The organism is Dietzia papillomatosis NBRC 105045, from assembly GCF_001570845.1.
Classification (GTDB): domain Bacteria; phylum Actinomycetota; class Actinomycetes; order Mycobacteriales; family Mycobacteriaceae; genus Dietzia; species Dietzia cinnamea.
On record NZ_BCSL01000002.1, the window covers coordinates 129,274 to 145,983 of the forward strand.

Below are 16,710 nucleotides of genomic sequence, written 5' to 3' on the forward strand. Positions count from 1 at the left end.
GACGCTCCTAAAGGGTGACGGGTGAAAGCCCGTTCGTCAAGGATCCGACTCGGTCGGGTCTCTGATCGGTGCTCGCACAGGCTCCGTCAGGAGGGGAGGTCGGGGATCCTGGAGAGCTTCCACACGCCGTCGACCTTGTCGAGGCCGACGAGGTACGTGCCGCTGGTACTGCCGGCGGCCGCGCCGTCGCGGCTCATGGACACGTCCTGGACCAGCAGGACCTCGGCCTTGTCGCCCTGCAGGTAGGACAGGCCCGCCTCACGGACGAGCGCGTCGACGGTGGTCGCGGTCTGCTCGTAGCTGTCCCGTAGAGCGGGCCAGTTCCGCTCGAGCTCCTCCACGAGCCCCGGGGTGACGAACTCCTCGAGCGAGGCGTGGTACTCGTCGAGTTTCTCGTGGTCGATCGCCACGAGCCGCTGCACGTTGGTCGTCGCGGCGGCGAGGACCTCCTCGGTGGCCTGCTGGTCCACGAACGCCCGGTTCTCGACCGAGACGCCGGGTTCGGTCGCCAGGAACGCCCCCGCGGCGCCGGCGACCAGACCGACCGCCACGGCGGCGGACGCGAGGACGACCCCGGAGGGACGACGACGAGGCGTGCGCTCCCCCGTGTCCCCGCCCGCCGCCGCGTCGTGCGCTACGTCCGGGGCGGGGTCCGCCGGGCCGGCGGTGGTCTCGGCCCGGGTCGGCCCGGAGTGCCCGGCGAGGCGTCGCCGGGCCTGCGGGGTGGCCTGCTTCTGGGTTCTCTTGATGGGTGGCATCAGTTCTTCCCGCCCTTCGTCATCGGCCGGCGGTGGTGGTCGGCGCCGGGGTGGTCTCCTCCGCCTCCGGCGCGTCGTCGCTCCCCTGCTCCCCGGCGGCCGCCTCGGGCACCGCCAGGCCCTGCACCGACCGGCTGGACTGACCGACGGGGACGGTCACGCCGACCTGGTTGACCGCGTCGGCCTTCCACTGCCCCTCGACGCGGGTGAGATCGACACGCATGGCCTGGCGGCCCGTGATGTCGTCCTGGCCCTCCCGCTCGGAGTGCGCGGTGAACACGACCAGCACGGCGGCGTCGCCGGCGCCCCGGTCGAGGGTCTCGACCGCGGTGTGGGAGACGGTGGCCGTGGTGACCGCCTTCTGCTCCACCACGCGTGTGCGCACGTCCTGCGCCCACTGCTCCTGCTCCGCGAGGAAATCGCCCGTCGAGGCCGCGGCGAGCTGCTCGAGCGAGTCGTCCACGTCGCGGTGGTCGAAGCTGAACGCGTTGATGATCACCTGCGCGGCCGTCTCGGCGACCTCCTCGCGCTCCTGCGCCACCTGGTGCGCGGATCGCGCCTGGAGGTATCGCGTCCCCCCGACACCGAGCACCGCGAGCCCGGCCACCAGCACGACGACGGCCACGACGGCCATCCAGACGGGGACGCCGGCCCGCGTGCGGTCGGTCGCGGCGGGCGCGGGGTCCTCGTCCGTCGGCTGCGAACTCATGGCGGCGACGGTACCGGACGAGCGTCCTGACGGGTGATCCCCCGGTCGCCCCGTCACCGTGGGATCAGCCCCTGGAGGACGGCGAGCTGCTCGGCGGCCACGGACAGGTTGAGGCGGTCCGGGTCGATCTTCGGTGTACTGTCCCAGGGCTGCGGGACGTCGGGGTGTGCGTATTCCACCCGGTCGGCGCCGCGGACGGCCGTCGGACTGCCGAACGGCACCGTGCAGCGCGCCTCGTAGTTGGGCGGGAAGTCCTGCTCCAGCGGGTCGAAGGACGGGTCCTGCGCCTTGAGCTGCTCGATGATCTCGTAGGTCCTTTCGTAGCCCTGCGTACAGGGTGTGGGATTGTCCATTTCCAGTACCAGGCCGAAGTGGATGGTCCCGTCGCCCGGTGCCACGGACAGACCGCCCGCGGACAGTGCGGGCAGCAGCTGCAGCAGCACCACGAACGACGGCGCCAGCGGATCGACGGTCTTCATGGTGGTGGACAGGTTGCCCACCGCCCGGGTGAGGGGCTCGCCCGAGTTGTCGATCAGTGCACGGGTCTCGTCGGCGAACTCCGGGGCGGTGGAGATGAGCCGCTCGAGGTCCGAATCGGAGTCCCGCAGGGCCTCGGTCACGGTCCGCAGATCACGCGAGAAGCTGACGATCTCCCCGGACTGGTCGGCCTGGGTGTCGAGCACCGTCGCCCCGTCCCGGATGAGCGCCTGCAGCTGCGGCATAGTGCGGATCCCCTCCTCGGAGAGACGGATGAGCGAGTCCGACAGCCGCTGGAGCTGTGGCCCGCGGCCCTCGAAGGCGTCGCCGAGTTCGTCGACCATGACCTCGAGGTCGTCCAGCGGGACCGAGCGGGACAGGTCGTCGACCGAGGCCAGGAGGTCCTCGACGCGCACGGGCAGCGCTTCGCTGCCTGCCGTGATGACGTCGCCGTCCTGCAGGTGCGGCTCGGTGTAGCTGTTGGGCCTGAGGTCCACGAACTGCTCGCCGATCGCCGAGCGGTTGGCGACCACGGCCATCGTGTCGGCGGGAATCCCCGGGGCGTCGGAGTCGAGATCGAGTTCGACGCGCACCCCGCCGTCGGTCAGCGTCAGCTCCCCGACGCGCCCGACGGCGGTCCCACGGTAGTTGACTGCCGCGTTGGTGAACACGCCGCCGGTGTCCGGCAGGTCGAGGTAGACCTTGTACTGCCCGATTCCCAGCAGGGACGGCAGTCGGACGTAGTTGGCGCCGACATAGGCGATACCCACCGCTGCTATCACGCAGAAGGCGATGAGCTGGGTTCTCAGTGTCTTGCTCATCGGTATCCGGGCTCCCCTGGTTCGGGCAGGTAGTTCTCGGAGAACTCCGAGGTCCCCGGCGCGGGCCTGGGCTCGACGGCCCGGTCCATGACGGGTGGTACCGGCAACAGCGGCAGGACGATGGTGGTCCTCCGGTCCGGGCCGTTGTCGCCCTCCCACGGGTTGCCGGGGTCGACGTTGTACGGCCCTCTTGTGGTGGTCGGACGCAGCGGGACCGGGTCACCCTGGTTCGCGCCGAGGTTGCGGAGTGTCTCGGAGATGGTCGCGTCGATCGACAGGAACACGTTGGCCGAGCCACCGATGGTCGAGCGGATCGACGAGTCGGGGAACGGGAACGTGGGCACGAAGCCGGTGAGCTCGATGAGGTCCGGCGTCGACTCACCGAGGTACTGCAGCACGGGCCGGAGGGCGCGCAGGTCGGCGATGAGGTCCTCACGACTGGTGAGCAGGATGTCGGACCCGACCTGGCCCAGGGCGTCGATGCGACGCAGCATCTCCACCAGCTGCGGCCGCTGCTCCTCGAGGACCGCGACGCCGGCGGGGAGCTCGTCGAGTGCGGCCTGGATCTGTTCGCGCTGATCGTTGGCCCGGGCGGTCATGAGGTTGACGCCCTCGAGCGCGGCGGTGATGCTGTCGCGCTGCCGGTTGAGCCCGGCGATGAGCTCGTCGGCGGACCGGAGCGTCTCGGTGAGTCCGTCCTCTCGCCCGTCGGTGGCCTTGCGCAGTTCGGCGACGATCGGCTGCAGCTGGTCGACACCGCCGCCGTTGAGCAACAGCGACAGGGCGCCGAGGACCTGCTCGATGTCCGTGGCGGTCCGGGTGTTGGACGTGGAGATGACGTCCCCGTCCGCGAGCCGACCGGTGGGCGGCTCGTCCTCCGGCGGGGTGAGCTGGACGAACTTCTCACCCAGCAGGTTGGTCTGCTGGATGGACGCCTCCGTGTTGGCGGGCAGCTCCAGGTCGTCACGCAGGACGATGTCGACCTGGGCCGTCCAGCCGTCCTCGGCCAGCGAGATCCCGGTCACGCGCCCGGCGTCGAGTCCGTTGACCTTCACGGTGGACTGCAGCACCAGATCGAGCACGTCGTCGAACCTGATCGAGACATCCATGGGGTCGTCACCGACGTCGGCGCCCCCGGGCAGCGTGTAGTCCTCGAGGTTCATCGAACAGCCGGCGGCCACGGCCGCGACGAGGGCGGCCGCGCCCAGCGCGCGGCCCGCGCGGCCCGCCGGATTGAGCTGTCGCCTCATCCCCGTCCCCCTTCGGAAGCGGGCGTCATGGGCCACCCGCGGTTGCCCTCGACCGTCCCCGGCACCGGGATGGACTGCTTCATCTCGCCGGCGAGGATGCCGAGCGGCAGATCCGGGTTGGACGTGCGCAGTTCCTGGTTGCGCTGGGGCGCGAGCGCCTCGCACGCCTGGATGTCGGCGCGACGGAGGTTGTCCAGCTCCTGGAAAAGTTCGTTGCCGGGGTTGAGCCGGCCCAGCTTCATGATCTGGCACAGGATGCCGGCCGGGTTCTGCTTCTCGGGGATGTTCGGGCGCATCGACAGGCTGCCGGACTCCGCGTCGTAGGCGTTGATGAGGTTGGCCAGCGCCAGGGGCGCGGTCTTGAGGATCTCCTCGAGGTCGTCACGCTGGTCGGCGGTGATCTGGCTGATCGTCACCAGGCGGTCGGCGTTGCTGCGGATCACGTCCTGGTTGTCCCGCACGAGACGCGCGACGTCGGCCAGCGCGTAGCTCAGTTCGCCCAGCGCACCCTGGAGGTCCTCACGCTGCCCGGCCACCGTCTGGTTGAAGGAGGCCATCTGGGAGTTGAACTCGCGCACCTGAGCGTCGTTCTCCGCCAGCATGGTGACGAAGGACTGCAGGTTGACCACGGTCTCACTGATGTCCTGGCTCGAGTCGGCCAGTGTCGTCGCGGCGCGGGACAGTTCGTCGATCGAGCGACCCAGGGCGGCACCGTTGTCGGCGAGGGTGTCGGCGGAGGTGGCGACGAAGCGGTCGAGGGCACCGTCGCGGTTCGCGCCGTCGGGACCGAGCGCCTCGGTGAGGTCCTCGACCGACGCGTACAGCTTGTCGACCTCGACGGGCGTCGCCGTCCGTTCGATCGGGATGTGCGCGCCCGACTGCATGGTCGGGCCGCCCGAGTACGCCGGGACGATCTGGATGTTGCGGTCCGGGATCACCGAGGGGGTGACCTGGACGGCCTTGGCGTCGGCGGGGATGTCGACGCCTCTGCGCACGTGGAGGCGCACCTCGACGGTGTCACCCATGGGGGTGACCTCCTCAACCGATCCGACCGTCACGCCGAGGATGCGGACGTCGGTGCCCTCGGAGATGCCCACCGCGGACGGGAACGTCGCGGTGATGGTGGTGCGCCCGAGTCGGGTCACCGCGAGGTAGGTGACGGCGACGACCGCGACGACGACGACGAGGAGCAACGCCACCAGCCAGTACGGCAGCTTCTTGTGCATCACTTGATCCCACTCTGTCGGGCCGGCGTCCGGGCGCCCGGGTAGAAGGGCGGTTCCGGCGCTCCCGGCGGGATGAGGTTGGTGACCACGGAGTCGAACCACCGACCGGTGCCCAGCATGTTGGCGTACAGCCGGTAGAAGGGCGCGAGGTTGTGGATGGACTTCTTGAGGTCCTCCTCGTGGTCGGTGAGGATCTCCAGCGCGGAGTCGAGACTGTCGAGCGTCGGGCCGAACTTCGCCTCGTTGTCCGCCACGAACAACCGCAGCTCGGTCGACAGACCGCGGGTCGACGCCAGGACCAGTTTGAGGGTCTCCGCGCGCTCGTTGAGCTCGCTGAGCAGCTGACCGGTGCCGATGATGAGCCGGCGGAAGTCGTCGTTGCGCTCGGCGAGGATCCGCGAGCTCGTCCGGGTTGCCTCGAGCAGCTGCCGCAGTTCGGCGTCCCGGCTGGAGATGGTCTGGGACAGCCGCGCGACGCCGTCGACCGCGCCGCGGAACTCCTCGGGCGAGGCCTGCATCGCGTCGGTGAGGGTGTCCAGACTCTCCGCCAGCTTGACGTCGTCGATCTCGTCGAGCGTCTCGGCCGCGGAGGAGAACGCCGTGACCACGTCGTAAGGGGCCACCGTCCGCTCGAGCGGGATCGGTTCGGACCGGTCCAGCTCGCCCGTCCCCGCGGGGTCGAGCGCGAGGAACTTCTGCCCCAGGACGGTCTTGACCTGGATGCTCGCCCGGGTGTCGTCGCCGAGCCAGGCGTCCTCGGCCCGGAAGCCCACGAGTACCTTGTCTCCCTCGAGCTCGACGTCGGTGACCACGCCCACCTTGATTCCGGCGACGCGGACCTCGTTGCCGCCGGTGAGACCCGCCGCCTCGGAGAAGTAGGCCTCGTACTTCGGCCCCGCCCCGACGATGGGCAGGGCGTCCAGTCGGAAGGAGCCGAGCGTGAGCACGAGGATCGTGATCACGCCGATCGCCCCGATGGTGGCGTTACCGAACCGGGGCTCGCCCGGCTTGCGCCTGCTCACGGGATCCCTCCTTCATGGCATCGCGGTGCGACGTTGGTGTACAGGACGTGGTTGAGCGTGGGTCCTCCGCTCGGCAGCAGGTTCGGCACGTTGTTACCCGGGCCGTGTACTAGGTCGGCGCCGCACAGATAGAACTGGAACCAGGAACCGAACGAACCCATCCGGATGAGGTTGTCGGTCTTGAGCGGCATGTTCGTGAGGACCTCGCTGAGCTTCTCCTCGTTGTTGGCGAGATTGTCGGTGACCAACTTGAGGTGGTCTAGCGACTCGGTGACGGCCGGCCGCGTCCCGGTGACGACGTTCTCGGCCGAGGACGTCAGATCCGCCATCGACTCGAGCGAACCGCCGATGGCGTCCCGCTCGGCGGCCAATCCCTCGACGAGCTGCCTGGTGGTCACCACGAGTTGCTGGAACTGGACGTCACGCTCGTTGATCGTCTCGAGCACCCTGGTGAGGTTGTCGATGACCTCCCCGATCACCTGATCGCGGTCGGCCAGGTGGTTGGTGAGCTGGCCGGTCTGACGGACGAGGTTCGTCACCGTGCCACCCTCGCCCTGCAGGACCCGCACCAGCGAGTCGGCGAGGGCGTTGACGTCCTCGGGCTGCAGGGTGGTGAACAACGGCCGGAAGCCGTTGAACAGGGCGGTGAGGTCGACGGCGGGCGACGTCTTCTCGATGGGGATGGTGGTGCCCTCGGGAAGAGTCGGCTGGACCGGCCCCGGTTCGCGCGAGATGTTCATGTACCGCTGGCCGATCATGTTGCGGAACCGGAGGCTGAGGTGGACGTTAGCCGGCAGGGTGCGGTCACCGGCGAGGGTGAAGTACACCTTGGCCTGGTCGCGCTCGTGGATCTCGAAGTCGGTCACGTGCCCCACCACCACTCCCGCGATCCGGACGTCGTCACCCTCCTCGACCATGGTCGCGTCGGAGAAGATCGCGGAGTACTCGGTGCCCTTCTCGCGAGTACCGCCCCGGATGGTCGTGGCGAGGACGGTCGACAGCAGACCGGTGACCACGATGAAGATGACGAGCTTGACGAACGAGGACAGCAGGCCCCCGCGGAACAGCGCTCCGAGTCTGGTCTTCACTCGAACGCCACCTCCGTCCCGCGGAGTGCCGGGGCGCCGAGGGCACCGACCCAGCCCGGGATCTCGGCAGCGTCACGGGCGGAGGCGACGCCGTAGACCGTGCGGACGGTGTCGGTCTCCAGCGGGGACCCGGCGTAGGCCATGGCCATGACATCCGCGTCCCGTCCGGCGGTCACGGTCGACGGGAACGGACGGTTCGGCTGCTCGGGCACCGCGCGTCCGGGTGCCGCGGGGACGGAGCCCCTGCTGCGGAGCGCCGGGACCGGACCGTCGAGGTCCAGTGGGTTGGGCAAGGTCGGCATGCTCTGCGGGCCGGGATTACGCGACGGCGGCTGGAACGCGCCGTCGGCGATCGCCCCGCCGGGGGCCATGGGAAAGATGTCGGGCTCCTGGGCCGGTTCGTAGCAGCGCGGACCGCGAGTGTCGAAGAACCGCGGCTCGTCCTGGTTGGGCACGTACCGCCCCTTCGGGTTCACCACCTCTATGGTCACCCGGATGCCGGGGTGCGGGTCCCCCACGCCGAGGATCGCATCGGAGCGGTCCAGGGCGACCATGAAGTTCTCGACGGTGCACGGCAGGGCCGGCGAGTACTCGGCGAGGTACTCCAGCGAGGTCCGCGAGTCGGCCGCCAGGGCGATGAGGTCCGTGCGGTTGTTGGCCAGGAAACCGGTGAGCACCTCGGCGGAGGTGCTGATGCGCTGCAGTCCGTCCGCGATGTCGGTGCGTCGCTGGATGACCGTGTCGCCGGTGGTCCGCAGGGCGTCGAGGGCGTGGACGAGATCCGGCAGCGCCTCGGAGTACGTCTGGGAGAAGGTCGCGAGGTCCTGCAACCCGGACTCCAGGGCGGGCATCTCCTCGGAGATGCCCTCGAAGACCCGGCCGATCTCCACCAGGCTCGCCCCGATCTCGTCGCCTCGGCCGGCCAGCGCCTGGTTGAGCGCGCCGAGGGTGCCGGCGAGCTTCTGCGGGGGCACGGCCTCGAGCACGGGCAGCAACCCGTCGAGGACCCGGCCGAGCTCGACCGCGTTACCCCGCGTGTCCTGCTCGATGGTGTCGCCCGGTTCGAGCGCGCCCGTCGGCGTGTCGGGGAAGCCGAGGTCCACGTAGCGCTCGCCGAACAGCGTCTTGGGCAGGAGCCTGCCGCTGATGTTGGCCGGGAGCTGGCCCATGAAGTCCGGATCGAACTCCATGTTCACGCGCACCTGGTCGCCGTCGGGCTCGACCCCGGAGACCCGTCCGACGAGGACTCCGCGGGCTTTGACGTCCGCGTCCACGGGCAATGAGTAGGCCATGTCGTCGGTGACCATGGTGACGCTGTCGGACGCGGTGAATGCGCGGTTGTAGATCGCGACCGTGGTCGCGACGAACGCCACGACGATGACGACGAACAGGGTCGCCAGGAGTCGCTTGCGTGTCGATGACATCTCGTTCATCCGGCCACCCGCACCGTCGTGGTCGTGCCCCACAGGGCGAGTCCGACGAAGAAGTTGAGGATGGCCACCACGACGATCGTGGTGCGTACCGCGCGACCGACCGCGACGCCCACGCCGGCCGGGCCGCCGGTGGCGGTGAACCCGTAGTAGCAGTGGATCATCACCAGGACGAACGCGAAGATGATGACCTTGACGAAGGAGTAGATCACGTCTTCGGGCGGCAGGAAGAGATGGAAGTAGTGGTCGAAGGAGCCCGTCGACTGCCCCTGGACCATCGTGTTGACGCCCCGGGTGGCGAGGTAGGACGACAGCAGACCGACCACATAGAGCGGGATGACCGCGATGAACCCGGCGATGATCCGGGTGGTCACCAGGTACGGCACGCTGGGGATCGCCATCACCTCGAGGGCGTCGATCTCCTCCGAGATGCGCATGGCCCCGAGCTGGGCGGTGAACCCGCATCCGACGGTGGCGGACAGCGCGAGTGAGGCCACCAGCGGCGCGACCTCACGGGTGTTGACGTAGGCCGACAGGAAGCCGGTGAGCACCGAGCTGCCGATCTGATCCAGGGCGGCGTAACCCTGGAGCCCCACGACCACGCCGGTGAAACCGCTCATCATGACGATCACGCCGATGGTCCCGCCGAGGACGGCGAGCACGCCCACTCCGAAGGTCACCTCGGCGATGAGCCTCAGAACCTCTTTGCGGTAATGGACGATCGTCTGCGGGATCCACCGGATCGCGCGCAGGTGGAAGGCGAGCTGGTCGCCGAGCGAGTCGAACGAGGCTATGGGGCCGCGGATCATGGCCCGGATCCGGGCCCGGGTGGGGCCGACGTCGGTGTGGATCGCCATCTACGACCCCTTCGGCGGGACGATCTGCAGGTACATCGCCGTGAGGATGAGGTTGGCGAAGAACAGCAGGAGGAAGGTCAGGACCACGCCCAGGTTGACGGCGTCGCCGACCCCCTTGGGACCGCCCTTGGGGTTCATGCCGCAGTAGGACGAGACGACTCCGGCGATGAGCCCGAAGACGAGGGCCTTGAGCGACGACATGATGAAGTCGGGCAGCTGGGCGAGCGCCCCGAACGACATGAGGTACGCGCCGGGCGTGCCGCCCTGCAGCAGGATGTTGAACACGTAGCCGCCGGCGATGCCGACGATCGAGACGAGTCCGTTGAGCAGGACGGCGATCAGCATCATGCCCAGCACGCGGGGGACCACGAGTCGCTGGACCGGGTCGATCCCCAGCACCCGCATCGCGTCGAGTTCCTCGCGGATGGTGCGGGCGCCGAGGTCGGCGGCGACCGCGGACCCCGCCGCGCCGGCAATGAGCAGCGAGGTCACCAGCGGCGCCCCCTGCTGCACGACGGCGAGGACGCCGGTGGCCCCGGTGTAGGCCTCCGCCCCGAGCTGCTGGACCAGCGAACCCGTCTGCATCGCGACGACCGCGCCGAACGGGATCGCCACGAGCGCCGACGGCAGGATCGTCACCGAGGCGATGAACCAGGACTGCCCGATGAACTCACGGAACTGGAACGGTCGTCTGAAAATTCCCCGCAGCACCTCGAGGAAGAGTCGGAACACCTTGCCGGCCTCGCCGAACGCGGTGCGGACGCCACCGCCGACATCCGACGGCGACACCCCTGTTCTTCTCTCTGGCTGCTGGGTCGTGCCCTCCGCCATGTATTCTCCCCCGACCTCTCCTGCCTCAGTGCTGACCGGAACCGTAGTGGTCGTCGAGCCCCGACGGGCTCGCACCTCCCGGCGTGGCGGCGTGTGCGGGGGTCGTGGCGGGCTCTGCAGCGGTGGTCGCAGAGTCGGCGTGGGCCGACTCCGCGGGCACGGAATCCTGGGTGTGGGCGGCGGCGGTCGAGCGTCCGTTGCCGTGCCCACGGGCGGCCCACTCCGTCCGGATGGCCTCCCGGGCCTCGGGCGGAAGGGTGTCGAGCATCTCGGCGACCCGCTTCTCGCGGCGGAGTTCGCCCTGACGCTGCGGGCTGCCGGGGGTCGGCTGCATCTGCGGCGGAACGCCCTTGACCTCGTCCTCGCCCGGGGAGCCGTCGTTGTGGCCGGCCTCGGCGTGAGCCTGCTCCTGGCGCATCTGCGCGTCGTCCTTCTCTTCGGACATGCCGATGGGCCCGAGCTTCGATCCGCGCAGGAACTGGCGGACCGACGGCTCCTCGCTGGTGAGCAGCACCTCACGCGGGCCGAACATCACGAGGTTCTTGCGGTAGAGCATGCCCAGGTTGTCGGGGACCGTGCGCGCGAGGTTGATGTTGTGCGTCACGATGAGGATCGTGGCGTCGATCTGCGCGTTGATGTCGATCAACAGCTGCGCGAGGTACGTCGTGCGGACCGGGTCGAGGCCCGAGTCGGGCTCGTCGACGAGGATGATCTCCGGGTCGAGCACCAGCGCGCGGGCGAGGCCGGCCCGCTTCCGCATACCGCCGGAGATCTCGCCCGGCAACTTGCCCTCGGCACCGGTCAGACCGGTGAGCTCGAGCTTCTCCATGACGATGTCGCTGATCTCGGACTCGGGCTTTCGGGTGTGCTCGCGCAGGGGGAACGCCACGTTGTCGTAGAGGTCCATGGAGCCGAACAGCGCGCCGTCCTGGAAGAGGACGCCGAACAGCTTGCGGATCTCGTAGAGCTCCTTGGCGGTGCACTGCAGGATGTCCGTGCCGTCGATGATGATCTTGCCGCGCTCGGGCCGCAGCAGGCCGATGAGCGATTTGAGGAAGACGGACTTACCGGTGCCCGACGGGCCGAGGAGCGCACTGACCTCACCCTCGGGGAGGGTGAACGAGACGTCCTCCCAGATCTTCTGCGAACCGAAGGACTTGGTCAGCCCCTCGACGGAAACCTCGACACCCACGGCAACCACTCCTCACTGCAGCCATCATCTGTGGCCACGGTCACTGTAAGCTACCGCTCCGTAGGCGTGCGGTGTTACATGGCCCGGAAAAGTGTTCCGCTCGGATCGTCGAGAGTGCTCGTGGGCGTGGGGATGTGCCGGTCGTACAGACGCCACAGGGGCGGCCCGGCGATGTCGCCGGGCCGCCCCTGTGGACGGTGGTGCGTCAGGTCACTTGAGGGTGACGGTGGCACCGGCCTCTTCGAGCTTGGTCTTGGCGGCCTCGGCGGCCTCCTTGTCGGCCTTCTCGATGATCGCCTTGGGGGCGGACTCGACGAGGTCCTTGGCCTCCTTGAGGCCCAGGCCCGACACGATCTCGCGCACGACCTTGATCACGCCGATCTTCTTGTCGCCGGCCGACTCCAGGACGACGTCGAACTCGTCCTGCTCGGCGGCGGCCTCGCCACCGGCAGCCGGGGCGCCGGCGGCGGCGACGGCGACCGGAGCGGCCGCGGTGACCTCGAAGGTGTCCTCGAACAGCTTCACGAACTCGGAGAGCTCGAGAAGAGTCATCTCCTTGAAGGCCTCGAGCAGCTCGTCGTTGCTGAGCTTCGCCATGGTGGCGTCCTTTCTGTTGGTCCCGGTGCCGTCAGACGGCCCGGAAGCATGTGGGGTGGATCAGTTCTTCTTGTCCTGGAGCGCCGCGAACAGACGTGCCAGCTGCGAGGCGGGCGCGTTGAACAGGCCGGCGGCCTTGGCCTGGTTGCCCTTGAGGGCACCGGCCATCTTCGCGAGCAGGACCTCGCGGGACTCGAGCTCGGCGATCTTGTCGAGCTCGTCGGCGGACAGCGGGGCGCCGTCCATGACGCCGCCCTTGATGACGAGCGCCTTGTTGTCCTTGGCGAAGTTCTTGAGCGCCTTGGCGGCGTCCACGACCTCACCGGTGACGAACGCGATGGCGGTGGGACCGGACAGGAGGTCGTCGAGACCCTCGACTCCGGCTTCCTCGGCCGCACGCTTGACCAGGGTGTTCTTGGCCACGGTGTACGTGGCCGCGTCACCCAGCGTCTTGCGCAGCTCGGTCACCTGGGGAACGGAGAGTCCGCGGTACTCGGTGACCACGGCGGTGGAGGAGTTCTGGAAGTGCTGCTTGATCTCCTCGACGGCCTGGACCTTTGCGGGCTTTGCCATGTTTCGCCTCCTTTCTGCATCATCTCGCCCGGGAGAGACACGAACGCCCCGTGCGCAGGTGGCACGGGGCGCGGAGGAGGCGGGCCCGCGGGCGCGCTGTCGTCTACGCTGACCGGTGTTCTCCTGCGCGGGCCGTCCGGGCGCTCCCGGACCCTTCGACCACCCCCGGCGGGAATGGCGACCTGCGGTCTTCGGTGAAACTTGATCAGGCGCCCGGGGGCCTGGACCTCCGAGCGTTCAAACTTCGGACCCAAGGGTATAGGCGGCGGACGCCGCATACCAAATCGCCCGGGCCGGCCGCGAATGGCGGCAAGTCCGGCTTTCTGACAGATTGGTCCCGTGTCTCCAGCCTCCTCCCGCCTCGCCGTCGTCTATAACCCCACCAAGGTCGGAGTCGACGAGGTGCGCCGTCGCGCCACGGCACGGGCGTCCCGGCACGGGTGGACCGACCCCGTCTTCCTCGAGACCACGGAGGACGACCCCGGCACCGGTCAGGCCGCCGAGGCGGCGGCGCAGGGCGCCGGGCTGGTGATCGCGTGCGGCGGCGACGGCACCGTGCGCTCGGTCGCACAGGGACTGATCGGCACCACGGTGCCGATGGGCGTGGTCCCCCTCGGCACCGGCAACCTGCTGGCCCGGAATCTCGACATCCCCCTGGACGACGTCGACCGCGCGCTGCGGGTGGCCATGACCGGACGCAGCCGCGCCATCGACATCGGCGAGGTCCGCTACACGGACGGCGAGGGCGACTCCCACGACGACGTGTTCCTGGTGATGCTCGGTGCCGGGATGGACGCCGACATGATCGCCGGCACAGACGACGACCTCAAGGCGCGGGTGGGCTGGCTCGCCTACGTGGGCGCCTTCGCCTCCACCCTGCTGCGCGGCCACAGGATCAGGGTGGACTACTCCCTCGACGACGGCCCGCGGATCCAGACCCGCGCGAGGACCCTGCTCGTGGCGAACTGCGGGATGCTGCAGGCGGGGATGGTGCTGCTGCCGGACGCGGTGATCGACGACGGCCTGCTGGACGTGATGGCCCTGCGCGCGAAGGGCGCGATCGGGTGGGCCAAGGCCGGCGCGGTCCTCGCGCAACACACCGTCCGCCACCGCCTCAGCGCGCTGCGCCGCGGCGGCGGTTCGTCCCACGAGCCCGAGCGTCACGAGACCCGCCCGGTGGACTTCCGCCAGGGCGTGAGTGTCACCGCGCGCATCCTCGAGAAGCCGGCCGCGTTCCAGATCGACGGCGAGGACTGCGGAACAGTCGCCGAGTTCTCCGCCCGGATCAAGCGGAGGGGCCTCGCGGTACGCGTCGCGTACTGAACGCGCCGCCGGGCCTCGGACGCGCATCAGGGGTCCCGACGGATCAGGAGCGCGAGGACGGCGCGGATCCGGAAAAGCGGAAGGCCCCGCGCCGGGGATTCCGGTCGCGGGGCCTTCGGCCGAGCTGGCTAGCTCACTCCGAGTCGGTGCCGGCCTCGAGGAGCTTCGAGATCGCCTGCGTGTCGACCGGGATGCCGGGGCCGGTCGTGGTGGAGAAGGTGATCTTCTGCAGGTAGCGGCCCTTGGAGGAGGACGGCTTGAGGCGCAAGACCTCGTCGAGCGCAGCCTGGTAGTTCTCCGTGAGCTGCTCCGGCGTGAAGGATGCCTTGCCCACGATGAAGTGCAGGTTGTTGGCCTTGTCGGTGCGGAAGGTGATCTTTCCGCCCTTGATGTCGTTGACGGCCTTGGTCACGTCCATGGTGACGGTGCCCGTCTTGGGGTTGGGCATGAGACCACGCGGACCGAGAACGCGGGCCACACGGCCGACCTTGGCCATCTGGTCCGGGGTGGCGATCGCTGCGTCGAAGTCGAGCCAGCCGCCCTGGATGCGCTCGATGAGGTCATCGGAGCCGACGGCGTCGGCGCCTGCGGCCTCGGCCTCGGTGGCCTTCTCGCCCTCGGCGAAGACGATCACGCGGGCGGTCTTACCGGTACCGTGCGGAAGGTTCACGGTGCCACGGACCATCTGGTCCGCCTTGCGGGAGTCGACGCCAAGTCGCATGGCAACCTCGACGGTGGCATCCATCTTCGTCGAGGAGGTGTCCTTGGCCAGGGCCAGGGCTTCCAGAGGCGAGTACAGCTTGGTGCGGTCGACCTTTTCAGCGGCGGCCTTGTAGGCCTTGCTGTTCTTGCTCATGTCTCATCCATTCCTGCCGCGTCACTCACGCGGCGGTCGGGTGTGGTTCGGGCCTGAGCTGCCCTCCCACGCAGTGCTTGGGGGTGGAGGTCAGCCCTCGACCGTGATGCCCATGGAACGGGCGGTGCCGGCGACGATCTTCGCGGCCTGGTCGATGTCGTTGGCGTTGAGGTCCTCCAGCTTGGTCTGCGCGATCTCACGGACCTGGTCCATGGTGACCTTGCCGACCTTGGCGGAGTGCGGCGTGCCGGAGCCCTTCTGCAGGCCGGCGGCCTTGAGGAGGAGCTTGGCGGCCGGCGGCGTCTTCAGCTTGAAGTCGAACGACCGGTCCTCGTAGACCGTGATCTCGACCGGCACGACGTTTCCGCGCTGGTTCTCGGTGGCGGCGTTGTAGGCCTTGCAGAACTCCATGATGTTGACACCATGGGCACCCAGAGCCGGGCCGACCGGCGGGGCCGGGTTGGCAGCGCCGGCCTGGATCTGGAGCTTGATGAGCCCTGAGACCTTCTTCTTCTTCGGAGGCATCGTCTTCCTGATTCTTCGACTGGATCTCGGCGCCGCGCTGTACACGCGGGAGGCCGACTGTCGTGTGCACCCGTCCCCGCCGCCCCACCGTGAGGCGAGCGTGCGGCGACACAAGCGCAACCTGGGAGAGTTTACGTGTTCCGCGCACGCAACGACTAATCGTGGGCGCGGACCGCTCCCCCGGACGCCTTCCGTGCGGGAAACGACTAACCCGCCCCACGCTGGGCGCGGGGCGGGTCGCCGGAGGTTCGTGCGGGTCAGTCGATCTTCTCGACCTGGTTGAAGCCGAGCTCGACCGGGGTCTCGCGGCCGAAGATCGACACGAGCACCTTGAGCTTCTGGGCGGCCGGGTCGACCTCGGAGATCGACGCGGGCAGGGTCGCGAACGGGCCGTCCATGACGGTGACCGACTCGCCGACCTCGAACTCGACCTCGACGTTCTGCGGGACCATCCCGGCGTCGCCGTCGGCGACACCCGCGGCGGCGGCCTTCTTCTCCGGCTTGGGCGCCAGGAACTTGGCCACGTCGCTCAGGGAAAGCGGGGTGGGGCTGCCGCCCTGGCCGCCGGTCGCGCTGACGAAGCCGGTGACGCCGGGGGTGTTGCGCACGACGCCCCACGACTCGTCGTCGAGCTCCATGCGCACCAGCACGTAGCCGGGCAGGACCTTGCGGTTGGCGGTCTTCTTCTGACCGTTCTTGACCTCGGTGTACTCCTCCACCGGGACCTCGACCTGGAAGATCTTGTCCTCGGCGCCGAGGGTGACGGCGCGGGTCTCGAGGTTGGCCTTCACCTTGTTCTCGTACCCGGCGTACGAGTGGATGACGAACCAGTCGCCGGGCAGCTTGCGCAGCTGGCGCTTGAACGCGATGACCGGGTCGATCGCGGGCGTGGCCGGCTCGGCCGGCGACTCCTCGGCGGGGGCGTCGTCGCTCACGTCGTCGGTCTGCAGGGCCGACTCGTCGAGCTCGGCCTCGGCGACGTCCTCGTCACCCTCCTCGACGATGTCGCCCTCGACGTCCTCGTCGATCTCGGTGGGCTCGGCGTCGGTGGCCGCGTCCTCGTCGAGCTCGGCGCCGGCCGCGACGGTCTCGCCCTCGGCCTGCTCGGCGGCGGCGTGCTCGGCGTCCTCGGCCCCGGGGCTCTGATCGATGTCGCTCACGGAAAATGCGGTCCT

At 69.2% G+C, this 16,710-nt stretch carries 17 protein-coding genes; 1 reads left to right on the plus strand and 16 read right to left on the minus strand.

Going from position 1 to position 16,710, the window contains the following annotated elements; all coding sequences use genetic code 11:
* Positions 1-86: 86 nt before the first annotated feature.
* The 13 genes from DPA01S_RS01380 to rplJ all read right to left on the minus strand — a co-directional run bounded on the left by DPA01S_RS01380 (position 87) and on the right by rplJ (position 12,831).
* Positions 87-758 (minus strand): hypothetical protein, encoded by a 672-nt coding sequence (locus tag DPA01S_RS01380; RefSeq protein ID WP_061913622.1) that lies wholly within the window; start codon positions 756-758, stop codon positions 87-89.
* A gap of 19 nt (positions 759-777) precedes the next feature.
* The gene (locus DPA01S_RS01385; protein WP_232302951.1) at positions 778-1,467 is read right to left on the minus strand and encodes an Rv1363c family protein; all 690 of its coding nucleotides are present in this window, start codon (positions 1,465-1,467) and stop codon (positions 778-780) included.
* A gap of 53 nt (positions 1,468-1,520) precedes the next feature.
* Complete coding sequence (locus DPA01S_RS01390; RefSeq protein WP_061228419.1) at positions 1,521-2,765, minus strand: MCE family protein; 1,245 nt, start codon at positions 2,763-2,765, stop codon at positions 1,521-1,523.
* On the minus strand, positions 2,762-4,015 hold the full coding sequence (locus DPA01S_RS01395) for an MCE family protein (RefSeq protein WP_061228420.1): 1,254 nt from the start codon (positions 4,013-4,015) through the stop codon (positions 2,762-2,764). The genes DPA01S_RS01390 and DPA01S_RS01395 overlap by 4 nt, the downstream gene beginning before the upstream one ends.
* Positions 4,012-5,241: an MCE family protein gene (locus DPA01S_RS01400; protein WP_061913624.1), complete on the minus strand. Its 1,230-nt coding sequence runs from the start codon at positions 5,239-5,241 to the stop codon at positions 4,012-4,014. The genes DPA01S_RS01395 and DPA01S_RS01400 overlap by 4 nt, the downstream gene beginning before the upstream one ends.
* Entirely contained in the window at positions 5,241-6,263 is a 1,023-nt protein-coding gene (locus DPA01S_RS01405) for an MCE family protein (protein WP_061913626.1), read from the minus strand. Before DPA01S_RS01405 ends, DPA01S_RS01400 begins: the two co-directional genes overlap by 1 nt.
* Positions 6,260-7,351 carry an MCE family protein gene (locus DPA01S_RS01410; protein WP_061228421.1) on the minus strand — a complete coding sequence of 364 codons (1,092 nt, stop codon included), beginning with the start codon at positions 7,349-7,351 and terminating at the stop codon, positions 6,260-6,262. The genes DPA01S_RS01405 and DPA01S_RS01410 overlap by 4 nt, the downstream gene beginning before the upstream one ends.
* The gene (locus DPA01S_RS01415; protein WP_061228457.1) at positions 7,348-8,784 is read right to left on the minus strand and encodes an MCE family protein; all 1,437 of its coding nucleotides are present in this window, start codon (positions 8,782-8,784) and stop codon (positions 7,348-7,350) included. The genes DPA01S_RS01410 and DPA01S_RS01415 overlap by 4 nt, the downstream gene beginning before the upstream one ends.
* Positions 8,781-9,590, minus strand: coding sequence for an MlaE family ABC transporter permease (locus DPA01S_RS01420; RefSeq protein WP_174521533.1), 810 nt, complete (start codon positions 9,588-9,590; stop codon positions 8,781-8,783). Before DPA01S_RS01420 ends, DPA01S_RS01415 begins: the two co-directional genes overlap by 4 nt.
* Positions 9,591-9,638: 48 nt before the next feature.
* A complete protein-coding gene (locus tag DPA01S_RS01425; RefSeq protein ID WP_061228423.1) occupies positions 9,639-10,469 on the minus strand; it encodes an MlaE family ABC transporter permease in 831 nt (276 codons plus the stop codon).
* Positions 10,470-10,494: 25 nt separating this feature from the next.
* A complete protein-coding gene (locus tag DPA01S_RS01430; protein ID WP_061913628.1) occupies positions 10,495-11,661 on the minus strand; it encodes an ABC transporter ATP-binding protein in 1,167 nt (388 codons plus the stop codon).
* Between the two features lie 210 nt (positions 11,662-11,871).
* On the minus strand, positions 11,872-12,258 hold the full coding sequence (gene rplL / locus DPA01S_RS01435; RefSeq protein ID WP_061228425.1) for a 50S ribosomal protein L7/L12: 387 nt from the start codon (positions 12,256-12,258) through the stop codon (positions 11,872-11,874).
* A gap of 60 nt (positions 12,259-12,318) precedes the next feature.
* Entirely contained in the window at positions 12,319-12,831 is a 513-nt protein-coding gene (gene rplJ, locus DPA01S_RS01440; RefSeq protein ID WP_061228426.1) for a 50S ribosomal protein L10, read from the minus strand.
* A gap of 339 nt (positions 12,832-13,170) precedes the next feature.
* On the opposite strand from rplJ, the gene DPA01S_RS01445 reads away from it, so the two are divergent.
* On the plus strand, positions 13,171-14,154 hold the full coding sequence (locus DPA01S_RS01445) for a diacylglycerol/lipid kinase family protein (protein ID WP_061228427.1): 984 nt from the start codon (positions 13,171-13,173) through the stop codon (positions 14,152-14,154).
* Positions 14,155-14,287: 133 nt separating this feature from the next.
* On the opposite strand, the gene rplA is transcribed toward DPA01S_RS01445, so the two are convergent.
* From rplA to nusG, 3 genes are all read right to left on the minus strand, one after another.
* Positions 14,288-15,010, minus strand: a complete 723-nt coding sequence (gene rplA, locus DPA01S_RS01450) for a 50S ribosomal protein L1 (protein ID WP_061228428.1) — start codon at positions 15,008-15,010, stop codon at positions 14,288-14,290.
* A gap of 90 nt (positions 15,011-15,100) precedes the next feature.
* Positions 15,101-15,535, minus strand: a complete 435-nt coding sequence (gene rplK / locus DPA01S_RS01455; RefSeq protein WP_061228429.1) for a 50S ribosomal protein L11 — start codon at positions 15,533-15,535, stop codon at positions 15,101-15,103.
* 257 nt (positions 15,536-15,792) lie between these two features.
* Entirely contained in the window at positions 15,793-16,695 is a 903-nt protein-coding gene (gene nusG / locus DPA01S_RS01460; protein ID WP_061228430.1) for a transcription termination/antitermination protein NusG, read from the minus strand.
* Between the last annotated feature and the right edge of the window lie 15 nt (positions 16,696-16,710).